This window comes from Paraburkholderia denitrificans (assembly GCF_042655705.1).
Taxonomy (GTDB): domain Bacteria; phylum Pseudomonadota; class Gammaproteobacteria; order Burkholderiales; family Burkholderiaceae; genus Paraburkholderia; species Paraburkholderia denitrificans.
In genome coordinates, this window is record NZ_JBHSMP010000017.1 from 14,819 (window position 1) to 38,318 (window position 23,500).

The 23,500-nt window shown below is 65.9% G+C and carries 20 protein-coding genes; 9 read left to right on the forward strand and 11 right to left on the reverse strand.

The window, feature by feature from the left end:
* Positions 1–318: 318 nt before the first annotated feature.
* Positions 319–885, forward strand: a complete 567-nt coding sequence (locus ACFPTO_RS14650) for a cytochrome b (RefSeq protein ID WP_377712153.1) — start codon at positions 319–321, stop codon at positions 883–885.
* Complete coding sequence (locus ACFPTO_RS14655; RefSeq protein WP_377712155.1) at positions 882–1,469, forward strand: YceI family protein; 588 nt, start codon at positions 882–884, stop codon at positions 1,467–1,469. The genes ACFPTO_RS14650 and ACFPTO_RS14655 overlap by 4 nt, the downstream gene beginning before the upstream one ends.
* A gap of 85 nt (positions 1,470–1,554) precedes the next feature.
* On the opposite strand, the gene secF is transcribed toward ACFPTO_RS14655, so the two are convergent.
* The 5 genes from secF to queA form a co-directional block, all read right to left on the reverse strand.
* Complete coding sequence (secF, locus tag ACFPTO_RS14660) at positions 1,555–2,505, reverse strand: protein translocase subunit SecF (protein ID WP_377712157.1); 951 nt, start codon at positions 2,503–2,505, stop codon at positions 1,555–1,557.
* 15 nt (positions 2,506–2,520) lie between these two features.
* A complete protein-coding gene (gene secD / locus ACFPTO_RS14665; protein ID WP_377712159.1) occupies positions 2,521–4,590 on the reverse strand; it encodes a protein translocase subunit SecD in 2,070 nt (689 codons plus the stop codon).
* Positions 4,591–4,733: 143 nt separating this feature from the next.
* A complete protein-coding gene (yajC, locus tag ACFPTO_RS14670) occupies positions 4,734–5,063 on the reverse strand; it encodes a preprotein translocase subunit YajC (RefSeq protein WP_377712161.1) in 330 nt (109 codons plus the stop codon).
* A gap of 347 nt (positions 5,064–5,410) precedes the next feature.
* On the reverse strand, positions 5,411–6,616 hold the full coding sequence (tgt, locus tag ACFPTO_RS14675) for a tRNA guanosine(34) transglycosylase Tgt (RefSeq protein WP_377712163.1): 1,206 nt from the start codon (positions 6,614–6,616) through the stop codon (positions 5,411–5,413).
* Positions 6,617–6,749: 133 nt separating this feature from the next.
* Complete coding sequence (gene queA, locus ACFPTO_RS14680; RefSeq protein WP_377712165.1) at positions 6,750–8,018, reverse strand: tRNA preQ1(34) S-adenosylmethionine ribosyltransferase-isomerase QueA; 1,269 nt, start codon at positions 8,016–8,018, stop codon at positions 6,750–6,752.
* An 87-nt stretch (positions 8,019–8,105) separates the two neighbouring features.
* Here queA and recG point away from each other — a divergent pair, with 87 nt between their 5' ends.
* The 5 genes from recG (at position 8,106) to ubiA (ending at position 13,900) form a co-directional block, all read left to right on the forward strand.
* Positions 8,106–10,499 carry an ATP-dependent DNA helicase RecG gene (recG, locus tag ACFPTO_RS14685; protein ID WP_377712167.1) on the forward strand — a complete coding sequence of 798 codons (2,394 nt, stop codon included), beginning with the start codon at positions 8,106–8,108 and terminating at the stop codon, positions 10,497–10,499.
* Positions 10,500–10,667: 168 nt separating this feature from the next.
* Positions 10,668–11,627 carry a LysR substrate-binding domain-containing protein gene (locus ACFPTO_RS14690; protein ID WP_377712169.1) on the forward strand — a complete coding sequence of 320 codons (960 nt, stop codon included), beginning with the start codon at positions 10,668–10,670 and terminating at the stop codon, positions 11,625–11,627.
* A 339-nt stretch (positions 11,628–11,966) separates the two neighbouring features.
* Positions 11,967–12,143 carry a hypothetical protein gene (locus ACFPTO_RS14695; protein WP_377712171.1) on the forward strand — a complete coding sequence of 59 codons (177 nt, stop codon included), beginning with the start codon at positions 11,967–11,969 and terminating at the stop codon, positions 12,141–12,143.
* Between the two features lie 194 nt (positions 12,144–12,337).
* The gene (locus tag ACFPTO_RS14700) at positions 12,338–12,826 is read left to right on the forward strand and encodes a Dps family protein (protein WP_377712173.1); all 489 of its coding nucleotides are present in this window, start codon (positions 12,338–12,340) and stop codon (positions 12,824–12,826) included.
* 207 nt (positions 12,827–13,033) lie between these two features.
* Positions 13,034–13,900: a 4-hydroxybenzoate octaprenyltransferase gene (gene ubiA / locus ACFPTO_RS14705; RefSeq protein WP_377712175.1), complete on the forward strand. Its 867-nt coding sequence runs from the start codon at positions 13,034–13,036 to the stop codon at positions 13,898–13,900.
* Positions 13,901–14,106: 206 nt separating this feature from the next.
* On the opposite strand, the gene proC is transcribed toward ubiA, so the two are convergent.
* The 6 genes from proC to ACFPTO_RS14735 form a co-directional block, all read right to left on the reverse strand.
* The gene (gene proC / locus ACFPTO_RS14710; RefSeq protein WP_377712177.1) at positions 14,107–14,922 is read right to left on the reverse strand and encodes a pyrroline-5-carboxylate reductase; all 816 of its coding nucleotides are present in this window, start codon (positions 14,920–14,922) and stop codon (positions 14,107–14,109) included.
* 34 nt (positions 14,923–14,956) lie between these two features.
* Positions 14,957–15,655, reverse strand: a complete 699-nt coding sequence (locus ACFPTO_RS14715) for a YggS family pyridoxal phosphate-dependent enzyme (protein WP_377712179.1) — start codon at positions 15,653–15,655, stop codon at positions 14,957–14,959.
* 165 nt (positions 15,656–15,820) lie between these two features.
* Positions 15,821–17,050 (reverse strand): glycolate oxidase subunit GlcF, encoded by a 1,230-nt coding sequence (gene glcF, locus ACFPTO_RS14720; RefSeq protein ID WP_377712181.1) that lies wholly within the window; start codon positions 17,048–17,050, stop codon positions 15,821–15,823.
* Positions 17,051–17,068: 18 nt separating this feature from the next.
* Positions 17,069–18,157, reverse strand: a complete 1,089-nt coding sequence (gene glcE / locus ACFPTO_RS14725) for a glycolate oxidase subunit GlcE (RefSeq protein ID WP_377712183.1) — start codon at positions 18,155–18,157, stop codon at positions 17,069–17,071.
* Between the two features lie 162 nt (positions 18,158–18,319).
* Positions 18,320–19,813 carry an FAD-linked oxidase C-terminal domain-containing protein gene (locus ACFPTO_RS14730; RefSeq protein WP_377712185.1) on the reverse strand — a complete coding sequence of 498 codons (1,494 nt, stop codon included), beginning with the start codon at positions 19,811–19,813 and terminating at the stop codon, positions 18,320–18,322.
* Between the two features lie 81 nt (positions 19,814–19,894).
* Positions 19,895–21,310 (reverse strand): FAD-binding oxidoreductase, encoded by a 1,416-nt coding sequence (locus ACFPTO_RS14735; RefSeq protein ID WP_377712187.1) that lies wholly within the window; start codon positions 21,308–21,310, stop codon positions 19,895–19,897.
* A 165-nt stretch (positions 21,311–21,475) separates the two neighbouring features.
* On the opposite strand from ACFPTO_RS14735, the gene ACFPTO_RS14740 reads away from it, so the two are divergent.
* The gene (locus tag ACFPTO_RS14740; protein WP_377712189.1) at positions 21,476–22,057 is read left to right on the forward strand and encodes a cob(I)yrinic acid a,c-diamide adenosyltransferase; all 582 of its coding nucleotides are present in this window, start codon (positions 21,476–21,478) and stop codon (positions 22,055–22,057) included.
* A 180-nt stretch (positions 22,058–22,237) separates the two neighbouring features.
* Positions 22,238–23,443 (forward strand): NO-inducible flavohemoprotein, encoded by a 1,206-nt coding sequence (gene hmpA, locus ACFPTO_RS14745; protein ID WP_377712191.1) that lies wholly within the window; start codon positions 22,238–22,240, stop codon positions 23,441–23,443.
* Positions 23,444–23,500 lie beyond the last annotated feature (57 nt).

Sequence of the window (23,500 nt, forward strand, 5' to 3'; positions counted from 1 at the left end):
GAATGGGACGAACGGCGCGGGTGCGCGCGAAACAGGTTCGGGGTTCGCCGCAGCTTCGTGCAATGTTACCAAACGCGGGCTGCGGCGTGCCGTGGCGCTCTCCGCCCGCGCCCCGTCTGCAGAACGTGCCGCCGGGCGCTGCTGGAGTAGCATGACGGGCCAGGAGTGTGCCACGTTTAGGCGTTTGACGCTTGTAACCCTCGCAGGCGAGCCGCGTACGAGGTCCGCAACTTGCGAATGCGTGGAATGGTGCAGCCCGCTGCCGCGTTAAATGACAATAACCGATCAACAAGCTGGCTGGAACGGCTAACGATCCCTATGTCGCACGATTTGGCCCCGCCCGAAGACTACACCCGCACCGCGATTGCGCTGCACTGGGTCATGGCGCTCCTCATGGTGTGCGCGTTCGCGCTCGGCTGGGTGATGACGGGTATTCCCGGGATCACGCCCAACAAACTCCGTTATTACGCCTGGCACAAGTGGATCGGCGTCACGATATTCGGCCTCGCCGTGCTGCGCGTGGCCTGGAGCGCGACGCACCGCGCACCCGCGCTGCCGCCGGGCATGTCGCGCTGGCAGCGCGCGGCGGCGCAAGGGGCGCACGTGCTGCTGTATTTCCTGATGTTTGCCGTGCCGATCACCGGCTACCTTTTCAGTTGCGCGGCCAACGTACCTGTCGTCTATCTCGGGCTCGTGCGCCTGCCGATGCTGATCGGCCCCGACCCGGTGCTGAAGCCGATCCTGCGCCTCGTGCACGTCGCGCTGAACTACACGCTCGCCGCGCTCGTGGCGGTGCATGTGGCGGCGGCGCTCAAGCATCATTGGCTGGACCGCGACGGGTTGCTTGCGCGGATGATTCCTGTGCTCAGACGAGGGCGATCATGAATGCGAGCTTCGGAGGGACAAGATGCCGTCCTGCAGCCGTGCTGGCGCTCGCGGCGGGCTGTGCCGCGGCGCTTGCCTGGGAGGGCGACGCGCAGGCGCAGATCGATGCGGCAAAGAGTACGTTAGTCGCCGTCTCGCGGCAGATGAGCGTGCCGGTGGAAGGCCGCTTCACGAAGTTCGACGCGCAGATCGCCTTCGATCCCGCGAAGCCGCAAGCGGGCACGGCGCGCATCACGGTCGATACCGGCAGCTACGATCTCGGCGACGCGAGCTACAACGATTCCATTCGCGGTCCTGAATGGTTCGATGCGAAGGCCTGGCCGCAGGCCACGTTCGTTTCGACTTCGGTTGCGCCGACCGGGCCAAACCAGTTCCGCGTGAACGGCAATCTCACGATCAAGGGGCACACCGAGGCCGTGGTCGTGCCGATTGTGCTCACGCAGCAGGGCACGACGAAGATATTCGACGGCACGCTGCCCATCCATCGGCTCGCGTTCAACGTCGGTACCGGCGAGTGGAAAGACACGTCCACCGTCGCCGACGAAGTGTTGATCAAGTTTCACATCGTCGCCGCGCCGAAATAGCGTGGCGGCGCGCAAATGAAAAAGCCGGTTCGCGAGAACCGGCCTTTTCGTTGATCGAACCGAACGGGCTTAAAACCGAACAGGCTTAAACCTGCGCGCCCGCGTTGGGATCGTTCGGATCGTACTTGTCCTTCTTTTCCTTGACGAGGTCTTCGCGCTTCACGCCGAGCCACATTGCGATTGCCGCCGCGACGAATACCGACGAGTAGATGCCGAAGAGAATACCCACCGTCAGCGCAAGTGCGAAGTAGTGGAGCGTCGGGCCGCCGAAGAAGAACATCGAGAGCACCATCATCTGCGTACAGCCGTGGGTGATGATGGTTCGCGACATCGTGCTCGTGATCGCGTGGTTGATGACCTCGGCAACGGTCATCTTGCGTTCGCGCCGGAAGGTTTCGCGGATCCGGTCGAAGATAACGACCGATTCGTTCACCGAGTAGCCGAGCACCGCGAGCACGGCGGCCAGCACCGAGAGCGAGAACTCCCACTGGAAGAACGCGAAGAAGCCGAGAATGATCACGACGTCGTGCAGGTTCGCGATCACGCCGGCCACGGCGTACTTCCATTCGAAGCGGAACGACAGGTAGATGATGATGCCCGCCACCACGCACGCGAGCGCAAGCAGGCCGTCGGTGGCGAGTTCCTTGCCGACCTGCGGGCCGACGAACTCCACGCGCTGAAGCTGCACCTGCGAATCCGCGGCCTTGAGCGCGCCCATGACCTGGTCGCTCTGCTGCGCGGATGTGAGCCCTTGCTTGAGCGGCAGGCGGATCAGCACGTCGCGCGAGGTGCCGAAGTTCTGCACCTGGGCGTCGCCATAGCCGAGCTTCGTGAGCGTGCCGCGCACGGGCTCGAGTTCGGCCGCCTGCGGATACTGCACTTCGATGACCGTGCCGCCCGTGAACTCGATCGACAGATGCAGGCCGCGGTGGAACAGGAAGAACACCGCCGCGATGAACGTGATGAGCGAGATCGCGTTGAAGATCAACGCGTGCTTCATGAAAGGGATGTCTTTGCGGATGCGGAAAAATTCCATGATCTTGACTCCGTATCAGCGGGACGAGCCCGGGTTGCCTGGGCCGCTCGGCCCGTTTCTGCGGCGCACGACCGGTTTGGCGCGCGCCGGGCCGCTCGCGCTGCCTGCAGCCTTCGCGGCCTTGCCGGCCTTGGCGGTCTCACGGGTTTGGGTGGCGCCGACGATGGCGCGGCCCGTGTCGGTGTCCGCGTCGTCGTCGCTGGTCAGCGCGGCAGCGCCCGCCATCTCCGGCTGCGGACGCCACACTTGCCCCACGGCCAGCGACTTGAGCTTCTTCTTGCCGCCGTACCAGAGGTTCACGAGCCCGCGCGAGAAGAACACGGCCGAGAACATCGACGTCAGAATGCCGATCACGTGCACGATCGCGAAGCCGCGCACCGGACCCGAGCCGAACGCGAGCAGCGCGAGACCGGCGATGAGCGTGGTCACGTTCGAGTCGAGAATCGTCGCCCAGGCGTGCGCGTAGCCGTTGTGGATCGCGAGCTGCGGCGGCGCGCCGTTGCGCAGTTCTTCACGGACACGCTCGTTGATGAGCACGTTCGAGTCGATCGCCATACCGAGCGCGAGCGCGATAGCCGCGATGCCAGGCAGCGTGAGCGTGGCCTGCAGCATCGAGAGCACCGCGACGAGCAGCAGCAGGTTCACCGAGAGGCCGATCACCGAGATCAGGCCGAACAGCATGTAGTAGCCGATCATGAACACGGAGATCGCGGCAAAGCCGTAGATCACCGAGTCGAAGCCCTTGCGGATGTTGTCGGCGCCGAGGCTCGGGCCGACCGTGCGTTCTTCGATGATGTCCATCGGCGCCGCGAGCGAGCCGGCGCGCAGGAGCAGCGCGAGGTCGGCGGCGGCCTGCGCCGTGGGCTGGCCCGTGATCTGGAAGCGGTCGCCCAGTTCCGACTGGATCGTCGCGACCGTCAGCACTTCGCCCTTGCCGCGCTCGAACAGCACCATCGCCATCGGCTTGCCGATGTTGTCGCGCGAGACGCTGCGCACGGCGCGCCCGCCCGCCGAGTCGAGACGGATGTTGACGGACGGACGCTGATGTTCGTCGAAGCCCGCCGACGCGTCGATGATGCGGTCGCCGGTGAAGATCACCTGCTTTCTGAGCAGCACGGGCGCCTGGTTGCCCTGCGTGAAGAGTTCGTCGCCCGGCGGGACCGGCGCGTTCGGATCCGGGTGCAGGCCGAGCGGGTCGGCGAGGCGCGCTTCGAGCGTCGCCGTGCGGCCGATGATGTCCTTCGCCTTCGCGGTGTCCTGCACGCCCGGCAGCTCGACCACGATGCGGTCGTTGCCCTGCTGCTGGATCACGGGCTCGGACACGCCGAGTTCGTTCACGCGGTTATGCAGCGTCTGGATGTTCTGCTTGAGCGCAGCCTCCTGAACCGCCTGCCTGACCGTGGGCGTGAACGTGCCGACGAGCTGCACGCCGCCTTCCGGCGCGGTTTGCGTGGCCCACTGGAGTTCGCTGACGCCGCCTGCGAGCACCTTGCGCGCGCCTTCGGCGACTGCCGGATCGGCGAAATTGATCACCACCGACTGGCCGACGCGGTTCACGCCGCCGTCGCGGATGTTCTTCTCGCGCAGCAGCGTGCGCGCATCCGATGCGTCCGAATCGAGCTTCTTGCTGAGCGCGCCGTTCATGTCGACCTGCAGCAGGAAGTGGACGCCGCCGCGCAGATCGAGGCCGAGATACATCGGCAGCGCGCGCATGCCGGTCAGCCAGCGCGGCGAGGCGCTTTGCAGGTTCAGCGCGACGATGTACTGCGGATCGGTCGGGTCGGCGTTCAGCGCCTTCGTGAGCACGTCCTTCAGGCGCAGCTGCGTGTCGGTGTCGGCGACGCGCACGCGGATGTTCGCGTTCATCGCCGAGTTGTCGAACGTGACGTCGGCGGCGGCGATGTTGTTCGCGGTGAGCGCGGCCTGCACCTGGGCGAGCGTGCCGCTGTCGAGCTTGACGGTGGCCTTGCCGCTCGACACCTGGACTGCGGGCGCTTCGCCGAAGAAATTGGGCAATGTGTACACGAGGCCGATGGCGAGCGCCACGACCATCACGACATATTTCCAGAGGGGATAACGGTTCATTGGTTGACCCAACGGGGGAGGGGAATTGCGTGCTCGATGCGCGCGCGTCCGGCAGGGTCTGGGCTGGAGGAATTCAGCCGGGACAGTGCCGGACGCTTGAGGCTGCTTTAGGCTTGCGGCTTGCGGAGTTCGCCAGCGAGCGCTTACAGCGACTTGATCGTGCCCTTCGGCAGGATCGTCGAAACCGCCGACTTCTGCACGGTGACTTCGGTGCCGTCCGCCACTTCGACGCCCACGTAGGCTTCGCCGACCTTGGTCACCTTGCCGACGATGCCGCCGCTCGTGACGACTTCATCGCCCTTGGCCATGTTCGCGAGCATGTTGCGGTGTTCCTTCTGACGCTTCATCTGCGGACGGATCATGATGAAGTACAGCACCGCGAACATCAGGATCAGCGGCAGGAAGCTCATCAGACTGGATTCCGCGCCACCCGCTGCGGAGCCTTGTGCGAAGGCATTGGAAATGAACGACACGTTGGTCTCTCCGTTTGTACGATCGAAAATCAAGCCGGTTATTCTACCACCGGCGCCCGGCGCGACGGCTACCCAAAATTGGCTTTCCTATCAAGCTCTTAATGCGACAAATGCGCATTGCGGGCGGTGATGGGAGCGGCCGATCCTGGTTCAGCGTGGTTCGTCGGCGCTTCGCGCTTGTTGCGTCGCGTCGCGCGACGAACCGGTCCGTCCGCTTTGTGTTGGTGAAAGCTGATTGTAATGTACTCCGGGTGCATGCGGTGCACGGTCAACGGCGGTCAACGGCGACCGGGGCGCACAACGCCGTGCCGCCGCGTCTTGCGCCCTTATTGCGCTCTTACGCGCCCTTATGGCTCCACGCCGCGCGCGCGGTTCTCGTGAAAACGCTGACGGAACGCCGCGAACGTCTTCGTCTCGATCGCCTGGCGGATCTCGCTCATCAGTTCGAGGTAGTAGTGCAGATTGTGGATCGTGTTGAGCTGCGCGCCGAGAATCTCGCCCACGCGATGCAGGTGATGCAAATAGCCGCGCGTGAAATTGCGGCAGGTGTAGCAGCCGCACTGCTCGTCGAGCGGACGCAGCGAGTTGCGGTGCGTCGCGTTGCGGATCTTGATGTCGCCGAAGCGCGTGAAGATCCAGCCGTTGCGCGCATTGCGCGTCGGCATCACGCAGTCGAACATGTCGATGCCCGACGCCACGCCCGCCACGAGATCCTCCGGCGTGCCGACGCCCATCAGGTAGTGCGGCTTGTCGGCGGGAAGCTTCGGCGCGATGTGCTCGAGCACGCGCATCATGTCTTCCTTCGGCTCGCCGACTGAAAGACCGCCGATCGCAAAGCCGTGAAACGGCATCTCCGAGAGGCCGGCGAGCGACTCGTCGCGCAGGTCCTCGAACATGCCGCCCTGCACGATGCCGAAGAGCGCGTTCGGGTTGCTCAAGGCGTTGAACTCGTCGATCGAGCGCTTCGCCCAGCGCATCGACATGCGCATGGAGTCGGCGGCATCCTTGTGCGTCGTCGGCACGCCGTTGGTCGCGTAGGGCGTGCACTCGTCGAACTGCATGACGATGTCCGAGTTCAGCACCTTCTGGATCTGCATCGACACTTCGGGCGAGAGGAACAGCTTGTCGCCGTTGACGGGCGACGCGAAGCGCACGCCGTCTTCGGAAATCTTGCGCAGGTCGCCGAGCGAGAACACCTGGAAGCCGCCCGAATCGGTGAGGATCGGACGGTTCCAGCCCATGAAGCGATGCAGGCCGCCGTGCGCCTCGATCGTTTCGAGCCCCGGGCGCAGCCAGAGGTGGAAGGTGTTGCCGAGGATGATCTGCGCGTTCATCTCGACCAGTTCGCGCGGCTGCGTCGCCTTGACCGTGCCGTAGGTGCCCACGGGCATGAAGATCGGCGTTTCGACGACGCCGTGGTTGAGCGTGACGCGCCCGCGCCGCGCGAGGCCGTCGGTGCCGAGCAGTTCGAATTTCAGGCCATTTTGCGGGCGTTCGCCAAGGTAGGCGCCGTGTTCGGCGCGTGCATCGTTTTGTTGATGACCGTCGGTCATGCATGAGCTCCTGTGCCACCGGAAAACAGTCCGGCGCAGATGGTGGTGACCGTCGCGTTCGTGTTCGCGCTTTTGATCGCGTTTGTGTTCGCGTTCGTGCGCGGCGGTCGAGGGAAATTTGTGTGAGTGTTGGTTACTCGTCGAGCGCGTTCTCGCTTCGGGTGAGCAGCATGGCGTCGCCGTAGCTGAAGAACCGGTAGCGCGCCTCGATTGCGTGACGATACGCCGCGCGGATCGTTTCGACCCCCGCGAACGCCGACACGAGCATGAGCAGCGTCGACTTCGGCAGGTGAAAGTTCGTGACGAGCCGGTCCACCACGCGGAATTTATAGCCCGGCGTGATGAAGATGTCGGTTTCCGCCGAAGTCGCCGCGAGTGCGAGGCCTTCGCGCTCGGCGTCGCGCGCCGCCGCTTCGAGCGCGCGCATCGACGTCGTGCCCACCGCGATGACGCGGCCGCCGCGCGCACGCGTGGCCGCGATCTTGTCGACGAGCGACTGCGGCAGCTGGTACCACTCGCTGTGCATCTTGTGCTCGGCGATGTTGTCCACGCGCACCGGCTGGAACGTGCCCGCGCCGACGTGCAGCGTGAGCGTCGCGTGCTCGACGCCCATCGCGTCGAATTTGGCGAGCAGCGCGTCGTCGAAGTGCAGGCCCGCCGTGGGCGCGGCCACCGCGCCCGGATTTTGCGCGAATACGGTCTGGTAGCGCGTCTCGTCGGTCGAGTCGGCGTCGTGCGTGATGTAGGGCGGCAACGGCAGGCGGCCGTGCTGCTCGATCAGCGTCAGGCAGTCGTCGGGGAAATGCAGCGTGTAGAACGGCTCGACGCGCTCGCCCACCGTCACGTCGAACGCGTCGGCCAGACGCAGCGTCGTGCCCGGCGCCGGGCTCTTGCTCGCGCGGATCTGCGCGAGCGCCGTGCGCGCGCCCGTGAGACGCTCGACGAGCACCTCGATCTTGCCGCCGCTCGCCTTCTGGCCGAAGAAGCGCGCCTTGAGCACCTTCGTATCGTTGAAGACGAGCAGATCGCCGGGCGCGAGGCACTCGGGCAGTTCCGCGAAGCGGCGGTCGGTGAGGCGCGCGGGCTGCACGCGGTTGTCGACTTCCAGTAGACGGCTCGCGCTACGCTCGGGTAGCGCGGTCTGCGCAATCAGTTCTTCGGGGAGGTCGAAATCGAAATCGGAAAGCTTGAACATGCGGCCTGATGAAACGGAAATGCGGCTGATGGCTTTAGGCGGCGCTTGCGCGAGAGGCGGCTTGCGTGCCGCGATCAGAACCACGATGCCCGCCGCGGTGCGGCGAGCGGCTATGATGGCGGGACCGTTCGCGCTCGCGTTCGTGCTTGTGCAGCACGCGTTGCGTGCCACGCGCTCGCGCGCGAGCGGCAGTGGGTCTTGTCGCACAACGCGCGCCTGGGGCCTGCTGCGCCACGCCGGAAAGCCGATATTGTACTTGCGAAGCCGCCTATGCCCTCATCTGTGAGCCGTCCGATGCCCGAAACCGATTCGTCCGCCGACGCGCGCGAGCACGTCGGCGCGAGCGTTGCGGCTGCGGACGGCAAGCACGCGGCTGCGGAACGCTCCGCTGAGCGCGCTGGCCGCACTGAACGCGGCAGGCGCGCGGCGAGCGAGCCAGCAGACAGCGAAAGTAACGACGGCAGCGAGAGCAGCGAGACCACCGAAGGCGGCGAGAGCAGCGAAGGCAGCAAAAAGCGCGGCGCAACGGCCGAGGTTCCGAAGGGCAAAAAGAGCGCGCGCGCGAAAGAGAAAGAGAAAGGCAAGCCCGCCGTCACGAAAACGGCCGACCGTCTCGCCAAACTCGGCCTCTCGCGCGACATCGACCTCGTCCTGCATCTGCCGATGCGCTACGAGGACGAAACCACGCTCACGCCGATTGGCGAGCTGCTGCCCGGCGGCATCGCGCAGACGGAAGGCGTCGTGTTCGACAACGAAATCGCGTACCGTCCGCGCCGCCAGTTGCTGGTGAAACTGCGCGACGAGGGCGGCGACGAACTCGTCCTGCGCTTTCTGAACTTCTACGGCTCGCAGGTCACGCAGATGGCGGCGGGCCGCCGCCTGCGCGTGCGCGGCGACGTGCGCGGCGGGTTCTTCGGCATGGAAATGGTGCATCCGGCGGTGCGCGTCGTCGACGACGACACGCCGCTGCCGCAGGCGCTCACGCCGGTCTATCCGTCGACGGCGGGCGTGAGTCAGGCGTATCTGCGCAAGGCGATCGACAACGCGCTCGCTCGCGCGTCGCTGCCCGAGCTGCTGCCCGAGGCCGTCGAGCGCGAATTCATGGCGCCGCTTGGCCTGCCCCCGCTGATGCAAGCGGTGAAGACGCTGCACCATCCGCCCATCGACGCCGACGAGGCCGAGCTGATCGACGGCACGCATCCGGCGTGGACGCGCATCAAATTCGAGGAACTGCTCGCGCAGCAACTGTCGCTCAAGCGCGCCCACGAAGAGCGCCGCACGCGCGCCGCACCGGCCATGCCGTTGCGCGAAACGGCTGCGCAGGATGCAGCCAGTGCGCCGCTTGTCGAGCCGCTTGTCACCCGCTTACGCGCCTCGCTGCCGTTCCAGTTGACGAACGCGCAGCAGCGCGTCGTCGCCGAGATCGCGCGCGAACTCGAACTGCCGCATCCGATGCAGCGTCTCCTGCAGGGCGACGTAGGCAGCGGCAAGACCGTGGTGGCGGCGCTGGCGGCGGCGCAAGCCATCGACGCGGGTTATCAGGCGGCGCTGATGGCGCCCACCGAAATCCTCGCCGAGCAGCACGCGCGCAAGCTGCGCGGCTGGCTCGAACCGCTCGGCGTGCAGGTGGCCTGGCTCGCGGGCAGCCTCAAGGCAAAGGAAAAGCGCGCCGCGATTGAAGCCGCGGCGCTCGGCACCGCGCAGCTCGTGATCGGCACGCACGCGATCATTCAGGATAGCGTCGAATTCGCGCGGCTCGGCCTCGTGATCGTCGACGAACAGCATCGCTTCGGCGTCGAGCAGCGGCTCGCGCTGCGCGCGAAAGCGAAGAACACGAGCGCCGCCGCGCCCGCTGGGCAGGCGTTCCAGCCGCATCAGCTGATGATGTCGGCGACCCCCATCCCGCGCACGCTCGCGATGACGTATTACGCGGACCTCGACGTATCCACCATCGACGAACTGCCGCCTGGCCGCACGCCGATCCTCACGAAGCTCATCTCCGACGCGCGCCGCGCAGAAGTCATCGAGCGCGTGCGCGCGGCGGCGCTCACGGGGCGCCAGGTCTACTGGGTTTGCCCGCTGATCGAGGAGAGCGAGACGCTGCAGCTGCAAACGGCGGTGGAGACATACGAGACGCTCGTCGCCGCGCTGCCGGAATTGACGGTCGGGCTCGTGCACGGGCGCCTCTCGTCGACGGAGAAGGCCACCGTGATGGACGCCTTTTCGCGCGACGAAGTGCAGTTGCTCGTGGCGACGACCGTGATCGAAGTGGGCGTGGACGTGCCCAACGCCTCGTTGATGGTGATCGAGCACGCCGAGCGCTTCGGCCTCGCGCAGCTGCATCAACTGCGCGGACGCGTGGGGCGGGGCAGCACGGCGTCGGTGTGCGTGCTGCTCTACAGCGGACCGCTTTCGCTGACCGGCCGTGCGCGGCTGCAGACGATGCGCGAAACCACCGACGGTTTCGAGATTGCGCGCCGCGATCTGGAGATCCGCGGCCCCGGCGAATTCCTCGGCGCGCGTCAGTCGGGCGCGGCGATGCTGCGCTTCGCGAACCTCGAAACGGACGGCTGGCTCATCGAACCCGCGCGCGGCGCCGCCGACTTGCTGCTGCGCGACTGGCCGCACGTCGTCGCGCAGCACCTGAACCGCTGGCTCGGCGCGCGCGAGCAGTATCTGAAGGCCTGAACGAAGGTCTTCAGTCGGGCTCCGATGCGCTATGGAACCCGCACGCTCCGGCATCGTCTGAGGAATGCCGTTCCTGCCCGACGATGTATGTTGAATATTGGCGAATCGCTGCCATAGGTGTATAAGTACAAACTATCGAATTATCTATTCTGATTGGTCCCCAAAGAAATGACGCTCACTGAATTGAAATACATAGTCGCGGTTGCCCGCGAGCGCCACTTCGGACGGGCTGCAGAAGCGTGTTTCGTGAGCCAGCCGACCTTGTCGGTGGCGATCAAGAAGCTCGAAGACGAACTCAACGTGCAGATTTTCGAGCGCGGCACGAGCGAAGTGAGCGTCACGCCGATCGGCGAGCAGATCGTCACGCAGGCCCAGCGTGTGCTCGAACAGACGCTGGCCATCAAGGAAATCGCCAAACAGGGCAAGGATCCGTTGATCGGACCGCTGCGGCTCGGCGTGATCTACACGATCGGGCCGTACCTGCTGCCGACGCTCGTCAAGCAGATGATCACGCGCTTCCCGCAGATGCCGCTCATGCTGCAGGAGAACTACACGCTCAAGCTCATCGAACTGCTCAAGCAGGGCGAGATCGACGTGGCGATCCTGGCGCTGCCGTTTCCCGAGACCGGCCTCACGCTGCGCCCGCTCTACGACGAGCCGTTCGTCGTCGCGCTGCCGTCCGGCCACGCGTGGGAGAAGCGCGAGAAGATCGACGCGGGCGACCTCAAGCAGGAAACGATGCTGCTGCTCGGCAGCGGGCACTGCTTCCGCGATCACGTCCTCGGCGTGTGTCCCGAGTTGATGCGCTTCTCGCAGAACGCGGACGGCATCCAGAAAACCTTCGAAGGCTCGTCGCTCGAAACCATCCGCCATATGGTGGCGAGCGGCGTCGGCATCACGGTGCTGCCGCGCATGTCGGTGCAGGAGGTGAAACCGCACGCGGGCGGCGTCGATTCGGGGCTGCTCTCGTACGTGCCGTTCGATGAGCCTGTGCCCGACCGGCGCGTCGTGCTCGCATGGCGCAAGAGCTTCACGCGCATGCCGGCAATCGAGGCGATCGCCGACGCAGTGCATGCCTGCGATCTGCCGGGCGTCAAGAAGATCGAGGTGTCGGCCGAACCGGCCTGACGTCTTTTCGGGCTCATTCGCCGCTTATTCGGCACTCATCTGCCGCTTCGCTTCCACTTCGCTGCCACGTCGCTGCCGCCCGCTGATGCTGGCGGCGGTGTCCATCTTCCCTCTGGATTGTCTGCTCCGCGTTCCCGTTTGACGACGGGAGCCCGATAGCGGAAGACTATTTGATAGATTTCATTAATCAAATATCTTCCATCAATAGCTGTTGATATAGTCCCTCCCATGCGTCGCGCCCCGGAACCACGGGGCGCTGTGAAGTCACCGCCACTGCGGCGGCAACGGCGGTGCGTAAGGACGCTCCACCGTCTTCAGGACCAGTCAAGGAGAACGATCATGACGAGGATTGCAACGATGACGCTCGACGCCATCGGCATCGCCCGCCCAGGCGATACGGGGCAACGGTTCGCTCGCGCGACGTTGGCGCTGCGCCGCGCGAGCGGCTTCACGATCTTCACAGGCGGGCTCATCGTGCTCGCGAGCCAGGCGCTGACGCGTCTGGCTGGCGGTTGACTGCAGGCTGCCGCGCGCTGTGGTTTCGGTGCGGTTTCACCGTCCGACAGACAGGGCCAGATGAGCGTGGCCGCCGTTCCATCTACGCTAAACTGACACCCGTCCGATCATTTGCGGTTCGCTGCCGATGCGGCGCGACCGGCCCCGACCCGACTGGCATCGACGGTTCGTCTCACTTCAAACAAGGAGTCGCCATGGCTAAGAAAGCAAACGTGCAGCATCTGAATATCGGCATCAGCGACAAGGATCGCAGGAAGATCGCGGAAGGCCTCTCGCACCTGCTCGCGGACACGTACACGCTGTACCTGAAGACGCACAATTTCCACTGGAACGTCACGGGGCCGATGTTCAACACCCTTCATCTGATGTTCGAGACGCAGTACACGGAACTGGCGCTGGCCGTCGATGCGATCGCCGAGCGTATTCGTGCGCTGGGCGTGAACGCGCCGGGCAGCTACAAGGAATTCGCGAAGCTTTCGTCGATTGCGGAAGCGGACGGCGTGCCGGCGGCGGAAGAGATGATCCGCCAGCTGGTGGAAGGCCAGGAAGCGGTGGTGCGCACGGCGCGCGAGATTTTCCCGGCGACGGAAGCGGCCTCGGACGAGCCGACCGCCGACCTGCTCACGCAGCGCATGCAGACGCATGAAAAGACGGCGTGGATGCTGCGCTCGCTGCTGGCGTAACGGTTGATTTGCGGTTGAATTGCAGCGCGGTGCGCTGCGAAACGATTCTCAAAGGGCCTGCCGGAACCTCCGGCGGGCCTTTTTTTGCGGCGTGCACCGATGTTTTGCCTCGCGCGCCTGGGTTCACGTCGCGGCGGCATGAAAGCTGGGCGGTGGGTGGTGTGCGCGCTGTCCTACAATAGCGGCATTGTTTTTCCCACACCGATCATGTTCGCCCGACTCCCGCTTTATCTGCGGCTCGTCCGCATGGACAAGCCGATCGGCAGCCTGCTGCTGCTCTGGCCGACCCTCAACGCGCTGTGGATTGCCTCGAATGGCCGTCCGTCGCTGTCGCTGCTCGTGATTTTCACGGTTGGCACCGTGCTCATGCGCTCGGCGGGCTGCGCGATCAACGACTACGCGGACCGCGACTTCGACCGTTACGTGAAGCGCACCGCCGAGCGGCCCATCACGTCGGGCCGTATCCGCGCATGGGAGGCGGTGGCGATTGCGGCAGGGCTCGCGCTCGTTTCATTTCTCCTGATCCTGCCGCTCAACACGCTCACGAAGCAGCTTTCGGTGGTCGCGCTTTTCGTTGCGGGCTCGTATCCGTTCACGAAGCGCTTCTTCGCGATTCCGCAGGCGTATCTGGGCATCGCGTTCGGGTTCGGCATTCCGATGGCGTTCGCCGCCGTGCAGGATCATGTGCCGCTGCTTGGCTGGATCATGCTGGCCGCGAACGTATGCTGGTCCGTCGCCTACGACACCGAATACGCAATGGTCGACCGCGACGACGACATCAAGATCGGCATCCGCACCTCCGCACTGACGTTCGGCCGCTTCGACGTGCTCGCCATCATGCTGTGCTATGCGGCGACGCTCGGCATTTACGTCTGGGTGGGCATTGCGCTCGGCCTCGGGCTGCTTTACTGGATCGGCTGGGCGGCTGCGGCAGGCTGCGCGGTATACCACTACACACTCATCAAGGACCGTGAGCGTATGCCGTGCTTCGCCGCCTTCCGCCATAACAACTGGCTGGGCGGAGCGCTGTTCGCGGGCATCGCCGCGCATTACGCGTTCGCTGCGGCGATGTAACGGTGCGGGCGGGCGCTGGAACGCGGCCCGCTACGCCCGTGCGATTCCCTCGGTGAAAGCGGAAACGGTCGCGCAACGTGCGTGACGTGCTGCGCACGCGGGAACGCGCGGCGCTTCACGTAGTGTCGGTGGCAGCACGTCGCACGACATCGGCCACTTGACCGGCGCACAACCCGCACACAACCCTGCGCGAGCCGTCCGGCTCGCTACTGCTTGCCGAACTCTTCGCCCATTTCCTTCGCGCGCGCATCAGCGGCCAGGGCGCCGCGCACGATCGCATCCTTCACGCCCGAATCCGCGAACGATGTAAGTGCCGCAGCCGTTGTTCCGCCCTTCGACGTCACACGCTCGCGCAGCACCGCGGGCGATTCGTTCGATTGCAGCGCGAGTTGCGCCGCGCCCGTGAAGGTGGCGACAGCGAGCGCGCGGCTTTGCTGCTCGTCCATGCCGAGCTGGCGTGCCGCCTCTTCCAGCGCTTCGATGAAATAGAACACGTAGGCCGGGCCGCTGCCCGAAATCGCGGTGACGGCGTCGATCTTCGCTTCATCGTCGAACCAGACCGTCTGGCCGACTGCGCCGAGCGCGTCGGAGGCGAGCTGGCGGCCGGTTGCATCGACGCCTTCGCTCGCGACGAGCCCCGTTGCGCCCATGCCGATCAGCGCGGGCGTGTTGGGCATCGTGCGGACGACGCGCGCATGGCCGTTGAGCCAGCGCGACAGATCGGCGATCCGGATGCCGGCCATGATGCTGATGACGACCTGATGCGGCGCGAGATGCGGCGCGAGCCCTTCGGCGACGGCCTTGGCGACCTGCGGCTTGACCGCGAGCAGCACGGCGTCGTACTGCGCGAGTGCCGTGTCCGCGCTCGCGCCGGTGCGCACGCCGAACTGTTCGCTGGTGCGCTTGCGGGCATCCTCGTTCGGATCGACCGCGTACAGATTGGCGGCGGGCACGCCTTTGCGGATCAGTCCGCCGATGAGTGCGGCGGCCATGTTGCCGCCGCCGATGAATGCGATTTTCATGGTGAGGGAGAGCGTGAGTGGTTCAGCGGGAATATCAGTGGGAATAAGCGCGCGCGCCGAAGACCGCCGTACCGATTCGCACGATGGTCGCGCCTTCCAGCACGGCGGCTTCGAGGTCGGCGGACATGCCCATCGACAGCGTATCGAGCGCAAGACCGCTCGCGCGCAGCGCGTCGAACAATTCGCGCAGCACGCGGTGCGGCGCTCGCTGCGCTTCGAGGGTGGTTTCGGGTTCGGGAATCGACATCAGCCCGCGCAGCCGTAGATTGGGCAGCGCCGCGATTTCATGCGCGATCCGCGCCGCTTCCTGCGGCGCGACACCGCTCTTGCTGGCTTCGCCGCTCACGTTGATCTGCAGGCACACGTTGAGCGGCGCCATGCTCGCGGGGCGCTGTTCCGAGAGACGCTGAGCGATCTTCAGGCGGTCGACCGAATGCACCCAGTCGAAGCGTTCCGCGACGGGCCGCGTCTTGTTCGACTGCAGCGGCCCGATGAAATGCCATTCGAGGCTCGCCCGCAGATCGGCCAGCGCGTCGATCTTCTCGACGGACTCCTGCACGTAGTTCTCGCCGAACGCACGCTGCCCGGCAACGTGTGCCGCGCGCACGTCCTGCGCGGGGAAGGTTTTGGAGACCGCGAGCAGCGCGACCGATTGTGGATCGCGGCCGGCGTTACGGGCGGCGGCGGCAATGCGTTGCTGGACGGCTTCGAGATTGTGGGCGAGATCGGTCATGGGACTTGTAGCGAGCCGCGCTGCATTGCAGGCGGCCATTGAATCGAACCGGAAAGAACGAGGGCAATTATACGGACTGCGCCGGACGCGAAACATAGGCCGAACGGCCAGCTATTTTCGCGTCCGGCGTTTCGCTAAGCTGGCCCGACGTTCAATCTTTCTCGTTCAGTTCGCTGCCAGCATATGTTCGACCAGCTCGATCCAGTGTGTCACCGGAATCGTCGTGCCGCTTTGCAGATGCGCGATGCAGCCGATATTCGCCGAAACGATCAGTTGCGGCTCAAGCGCCTTGAGGCGCTCGATTTTCTGGTTGCGCAGCGTATAGGACAGGCGCGGCTGCGTGATCGAATACGTGCCGGCCGAGCCGCAGCACAGGTGGCTGTCGACGGGCAGGCGCACGTCGAGGCCGAGCGCGCCCAGCACCTTTTCCACGCCGCCGCGCAATTGCTGTCCATGCTGGAGCGTGCAGGGCGGGTGCCACGCCACCGTCTGGATGCCGCGCCGGCGCGTCGCCGCGACGAGCTGTTCTTCGAACGCGGGCAGGATTTCCGAAAGATCGCGCGTGAGCTCGACGATGCGGCGCGCGCGCCCGCTATAGGCCGGATCGTTGCGCAACAGGTACGCGTATTCCTTCACCGTCGCGCCGCAGCCCGAGGCGTTCATCACGATCGCCTCCACGCCTTGCTCCACATACGGCCACCAGGCATCGATATTGGCGCGCGCGTCGTCGAGCGCGTCGTCGACGTAGCCCAGGTGCAGGCGGAACGCGCCGCAGCAGCCGGCGTCGGGCGCCACGATCGTTTCGATACCGAGCGCATCGAGCACACGCGCCGTCGCGATGTTGATGTTGGGCATCATCGAAGGCTGCACGCAGCCCGAGAGCATCAGCATCCTGCGTGCGTGCTTCTCGGTCGGCCAGGCGAGCGGGCGCTGGCGCACGGGCACCTTGTCGCGCAGGCGCCGCGGCAGGAGCGGGCGGACCTGCTGGCCGAGCCGCATCACGGGCGAAAACAGCGCACGGCGCGGCAGCACGGTGGCGAGCACCCGGCGCAGCGCGCGCTGGCGCAGCGGCCGTGCGACCTTCTCTTCGGCGTGCTTGCGGCCGATCTCGACGAGCCGGCCGTACTGCACGCCGGACGGGCAGGTGGTTTCGCAACTGCGGCAGGTCAGGCAGCGGTCGAGGTGCGTCAGCGTGCTCCTCGTCACGGGCGCGCCTTCCACCATCTGCTTGATCAGATAGATGCGCCCGCGCGGGCCGTCGAGTTCGTCGCCGAGCAGATGATAGGTCGGGCAGGTCGCCGTGCAGAAGCCGCAATGCACGCATTTGCGCAGGATGGCGTCGGCTTCGTCGCCGTCTGCCGTGTTCCGGATGAAGTCCGCGAGATTCGTCTGCATTGCGGCGTGTCGATGGGTTCAGAAATCGGAGTACAGGCGGCCGCGATTGAAGATGCGGGCTGGATCGAATGCGGCCTTCAGACCGCGGTGGATCTTCATGACCGGCGCGGGCAGCGGGGTGAATACGCCCGCGCTGCGGTCGTAGTCGCGGCCGGTGCGGAACATCGTCGCGTGGCCGCCCGCCTGCCTGGCCGTGATGCGCACGGTTTGCGCGTCGGTTTCGGTGATCCACCAGCGTTGCGCGCCGCCCCATTCCATCAACTGGGTGCCGGGCAACTGCAGCGTTTCGGCGATCGAGGGCAGCGCAACGCGCCAGAGCGCCGCGTTCGGCGCGATGGCCGAGAAGAACGGATCGGTCTGCTCGCGCAGACCCGCCCAGAAGCGCTCGGCTTCCACCGCGTCCACGACCTCGCCGCCGAGTGTCGTGCGCGCGGCCTTCACCGCGGCTTCCGCGCCCGCGAGCCTCACCGCGAGTGTGCGGTTGCGCCAGGCGCTTGCCGTCATAGGCAGCGGGCGGCCGCCCCATTCGTTGAGCTTGCGTACGGCGTCGCTGCCGCTCATTTCGAACTTGAGCGTCGTTTCGGCTTGCGGCGCGGGCAGCACTTTCACCGAGAGTTCGAGTATCGGCCCGAGCGTGCCGAGCGAACCCGCGAGCAGGCGCGACACGTCGTAGCCCGCCACGTTCTTCACGACCTGGCCGCCGAAGTGCAGCACGTCGCCGTGGCCGTTCATGATCACCGCGCCGAGCACGAAGTCGCGTACGGCGCCCGCGGCTACGCGGCGCGGTCCCGCGATGCCGGCCGCGATGCAGCCGCCGAAAGTGGCCTGCGCGCCGAAGTGCGGCGGCTCGAACGCGAGCATCTGATCGTGTGCGGCGAGCGCCGATTCGATTTCGGACAGCGGTGTGCCCGCGCGCGCCGTGATGACGAGTTCGGCCGGATCGTAGGAAATGACGCCGCGATGCGCGCGCGTATCGAGCACGTCGCCCTCGAGCGCCTGGCCATACCAGTCCTTCGTGCCGCCGCCGCGTATGCGCAGCGGGCGGCCGTCGGCGGTCGCCGCGCGCACGCGCTCCGACCAGACGGCGACGATATCGTCCTCTTTCATGACCTGAGTGTCGCTCTCGCTGACGTTTTCGTTGTGGTTCGTTCGATTGTACTGACCGGACCCGTGCTGGCAACCCGGAGCGGACCCGTAGCTCCGGGTGAAACGGGTGGGCCGGATGCCCCGGCGCACAGCGGTGGCCGTGCGCAACGGGGCGCCGGATCGTCAGAAACGGGGCAGCTCGGGATGCGGCAGCAGGTTGCCGCGTACGCGCAGCTTGCCGTACTCGGCGCAGCGTGCGCGCGTCGGAATGCCCTTGTCGGGATTGAGCAGCCCGGCGGGATCGAATGCGTGTTTCACGGCATGGAATGCCTCGCGTTCCTGCGGCGAGAATTGCACGCACATCGAATTGATTTTTTCGATGCCCACGCCATGCTCGCCCGTTACCGTGCCGCCCAGCTCGACGCAGGTTTCGAGGATGTCCGCGCCGAACGCTTCGGCGCGGTGCCATTCGTCGAGGTCGTTCCCGTTGAAAAGAATCAGCGGGTGCATGTTGCCGTCGCCCGCATGGAATACGTTGATGCAACGCAATCCGTATTGCGTCTCCATCTCGTGGATGCGCGCGAGCAGCGGCCCGATGCTGCGGCGTGGCACGGTGCCGTCCATGCAGTAGTAATCCGGCGAAATGCGGCCTGCCGCCGGGAACGCGTTCTTGCGGCCCGACCAGAAGCGCAGCCGCTCCTCCTCGGTGCGCGAGATCTGGATGCGCGTCGCGCCGTGCTGGCGCAGCACGGCCGTCGTGCGCGCCACTTCGTCGGCGACTTCCTCGGGCGTGCCGTCCGACTCGCACAACAGGATCGCCTCCGCGTCGAGGTCGTACCCCGCGTTCACGAACTCTTCCACGGCGCGCGTGGCCGGTTTGTCCATCATTTCGAGACCGGCTGGAATGATGCCCGCAGCAATGATGGCCGCGACGGCCTCGCCGCCCGTCACGACATCGTCGAAGCTCGCCATGACGACTTGCGCGGTTTGCGGGCGCGGGATCAGCTTGACGGTCACTTCGGTGACGATCGCGAACATGCCTTCGCTGCCGATCATCACCGCCAGCAGGTCGAGCCCCGGCGCATCGGGCGCGAGCGAGCCGAACTCGATGATTTCGCCGTCCATCGTCACCGCGCGCACGCGCATGACGTTATGCACGGTGAGGCCGTACTTCAGGCAATGGACGCCGCCCGAATTCTCGGCGACGTTGCCGCCGATCGTGCAGGCGATCTGCGACGAAGGATCGGGTGCGTAGTAGAGCCCGTAGGGAGCGGCCGCCTCCGACACCGCAAGGTTGCGCACGCCGGGCTGAACCGTCGCGGTCCGCGCGTACGGGTCGACTTCGATAATGCGCCGGAAGCGCGCAAGCGAGAGGACGATGCCATGGCGGATCGGCATCGCGCCGCCCGAAAGACCTGTACCCGCGCCGCGCGGCACAACTGGCACGTCGAGCCGGCGGCAGATCTGCACGATGCGCTGCACCTGCGATTCCGTTTCCGGCAAGGCGACCGCGAGCGGCAGGCGCCGGTAGGCGGCGAGGCCGTCGCACTCGTACGCGACCGTGTCCTCCTGCCGATACAACAGGCAGTGCGCGGGCAGTACCGCCATCAAGGCCTGTACCACTTCGCGCTGGCGCTGCGCGAGCAATTCCGGCGACATTTCTGCCGGTTCGTCCATGTCTCCTCCCGCTGGTCTGTCGTGCCGCTGGGCGGCGGGCCGTGGCTTTCGCTATTCGGACGGTCAGGCCTGTCAGGCCTGTCAGGCCGTCCACGCAAATATTTTGCCCGGGTTCATCAAGTTATGCGGATCGAGTGCGTGCTTGATTGCGCGCATTGTGTCGACGGCATCGGCACCGTGTTCTTCCGCGAGAAAGTCCATCTTGTGCAGCCCAACGCCGTGCTCGCCCGTGCAGGTGCCGTCCATGGCGAGCGCGCGCTCCACGATGCGGCGGTTCAGCCGCTCGGCTTCCTCGATCTCCTCGGGCTTGCCCGGGTCGAGCAGCATGAGCACGTGGAAGTTGCCGTCGCCCACATGGCCGACGATCGGGCAGAGCAGCGGCGAGGTCTTCAGGTCGGCTTCCGTTTCGATCACGCATTCGGCGAGGCGCGAGATCGGCACACAAACGTCGGTCGTCACGGCGCGGCAGCCGGGCTGCAGTTGCAGCATCGCGAAGTACGCATTGTGGCGGGCGTTCCACAGGCGGCTGCGCTCTTCGGGGCGGGTTGCCCATTCGAAACCCTCGCCGCCGTTGTGCGCGGCGATCTCCTGTACTTGTTGCGCCTGTTCCTCGACGCTCGCGGCCGTGCCATGAAATTCGAAGAAGAGCGTCGGCGCTTCACGCAGTGTCAGATTCGAATGGCGGTTGATCGCGCGCACGGCGAGCGAATCGATGAACTCCACACGCGCGATCGGCACGCCTGTCTGGATCGTCTCGATCACCGCGCGTACGGCATCGGCCATCGAATGAAACGCGCAGACCGCCGCCGACACCGCTTCCGGCTGCGGGTAGAGCCGCACGGTGATTTCGGTGATGACGCCGAGCGTGCCTTCGGAGCCGACGAACAGGCGCGTGAGGTCGTATCCCGCCGACGACTTGCGCGCGCGCGTGCCGGTCTTGATGACGCGGCCATCGGCGAGCACGGCAGTGAGGCCGAGCACGTTCTCGCGCATCGTGCCGTAGCGCACGGCGTTGGTGCCGGAGGCGCGCGTCGCGGACATGCCGCCGATGCTCGCATCCGCGCCGGGATCGATCGGGAAGAAGAGGCCGGTGTCGCGCAGCGATTCGTTGAGCTGCTTGCGCGAGATGCCGGGTTCGACGGTCGCCGTGAGGTCTTCCGCGTTGATCGACAGCACGCGGTTCATCCCCGAGAGGTCGATCGACACGCCGCCCTCGACAGCCAGCAGGTGGCCTTCGAGCGACGATCCGCTGCCGTAGGGGATGATCGGTGCGCCATACTGCGCGCACAGCTTGACCGCGGCCAGGACGTCTTCGGTGCTGCTCGCGAACACGACGGCATCGGGCAGTTGCGGGTCATAGCGCGACTCGTCGCGGCCATGGTGGACGCGCACGGCTTCAGAAGTGGAGAAGCGGTTGCCGAACGCTTCACGCAGCTTGTCGACGAGTTCGGCGGCGAACGGCCGGCGTGCGGCTACCGGTGGCGCAGGGTGATTCACGCGGAGGTCTCCTTCGTGTGTAGACGTCGCTCTATGCCCGGGCCATTCTACGCTGAACGATCGTGCACGGCCGTCGCCGCCATGCGCGAAACGCGGCGAAATCTATAATGTCGGCCACGCGCAGCGGCGCGGTAAAACACGTTTCAGGATTCAGGAGGACACATCATGGGCAATCGGCTGAGCAAGATCGCGACGCGAACCGGTGACGACGGCACAACCGGACTTGGCGACGGCAGCCGCGTGCGCAAGGACGACTTGCGCATCGCTGCGATCGGCGACATCGACGAACTCAATTCGCAGATCGGCGTACTGCTCTGCGAGACGCTGCCCGACGACGTGCGCGCAGCACTCACGGCGATCCAGCACGATCTTTTCGACCTTGGCGGCGAACTCTGCATTCCCGGCCACACGCTCGTGACCGATGCGCATCTGGCGCGGCTCGATGGCTGGCTGGCCGACTACAACGCGGCGCTGCCGCCGCTCAAGGAATTCATCTTGCCGGGCGGCTCGCGCGCAGCGGCGCTCGCGCATGTGTGCCGAAGCGTGTGCCGGCGTGCCGAGCGCGCCGTGGTCGCGCTGGGGGCGCAGGTTGCATCGGCGGGACAGAGTGCGCCCCTTGCCGATACGCCGCGCCGCTATGTGAACCGGCTCTCGGATCTGCTGTTCGTGCTGGCGCGTGTGCTCAATCGCGTGAACGGTGGAGACGACGTGTACTGGCACCACGACCGTGGCGCATCGGCGGGTTGATGAGTTGAAATGCGCGGTTGAAACGCGGGGGCGAAGGCCGGCTCGGGTGCCCCGACAAAAAGGGGCGAATCCCTTAGCATAGTCGGGGTCGGAGCGGGTGGGACATGTGCGGCAAAATGCCCTGATATTGAGCCACGTCAAAGAAGTATCCTATTCGCATCTTTCACGCGGAGAAACTGAATGACTGCGCTTACCGCCGACCAGATGGCCCTCGTCAAGGCCACGGCACCTGTATTTGCCGAGCACGGCGCCACGATCACCAAGCATTTCTACAAGCGGATGTTCAATGCGCATCCCGAGCTGAAGAACCTCTTTAACCAGACGCACCAGCAAAGCGGCACTCAGCCCGAGACGCTTGCGCGCGCCGTCTACGCGTACGCGGCGAACATCGACAATCTGGGCGCGCTCGGCGGCGCGGTCACGCATATCGCTCACAAGCACGCGAGCCTGAACATCCGTCCCGAGCACTATCCGATCGTCGGGCGCCATCTGCTGGGCGCCGTCGCCGACGTGCTGGGCGACGCCGTCGATCAACCGACGCTCGACGCCTGGACGCTCGCTTACGAACAACTCGCGCAGATCATGATCGGCACCGAGGCGAAGCTGTACGACGGCGCGTCGTGGAGCGGCTTCCGTCCGTTCAAGGTGATCCGCAAGCATGTGGAAAGCAGCGAAATCACGTCGTTCTATCTCGCGCCCGCCGACGGGTCGTCCGCAGGCGGCTTCCAGCCCGGCCAGTACGTGAGCGTGAAGCGCTTCGTCGACCAGCTCGGCGTCGACCAGCCGCGTCAGTACAGCCTCTCGGATGCGCCGCACGGCCGCTGGCTGCGCATCTCTGTCAAGCGCGAAGCGGGCCGCGCCGACACGCAGCCGGGCCACGTTTCGAACCTCATGCATGACGGTGTCGAGGTGGGCACCGTCGTTCACGTCAGCGCGCCGATGGGCGAATTCACGCTCGACCGCTCGAACGACACGCCGGTCGTGCTGATGAGCGGCGGCGTCGGCATCACGCCGATGGCGTCGATGCTCGCCACGCTCATGATCGAAAGCGACACGCGCCCCGTCACGTTCGTGCACGCCTGCCGCAATGCGAGCGTTCACGCGTTCCGCGACTGGCTGCACGAAGTTGCCGATGGCCATCCGAACTTCCGTCGCGCGGTGTTCTACGAGAACGCGAGCGCGCAGGATCGTGCGGGCGTCGATTACGACTTCGAGGGCCGGCTCGATATCGGCCGCATCGAAGAGGCCGTGCTCGTGCCCAACGCCGACTACTATCTGTGCGGCCCGGTCGCCTTCATGCGCGAGCAGCGTGAAGCGCTCGTCGCGCGCGGCGTCGACGAGCAGCGCATCCACACGGAGATCTTCGGCTCGGGCATGCTCGATTAAACGCCGTTCGTAGCAGCACAAAAAACGAAAGCCCCGGCGCGAGCCGGGGCTTTTGCA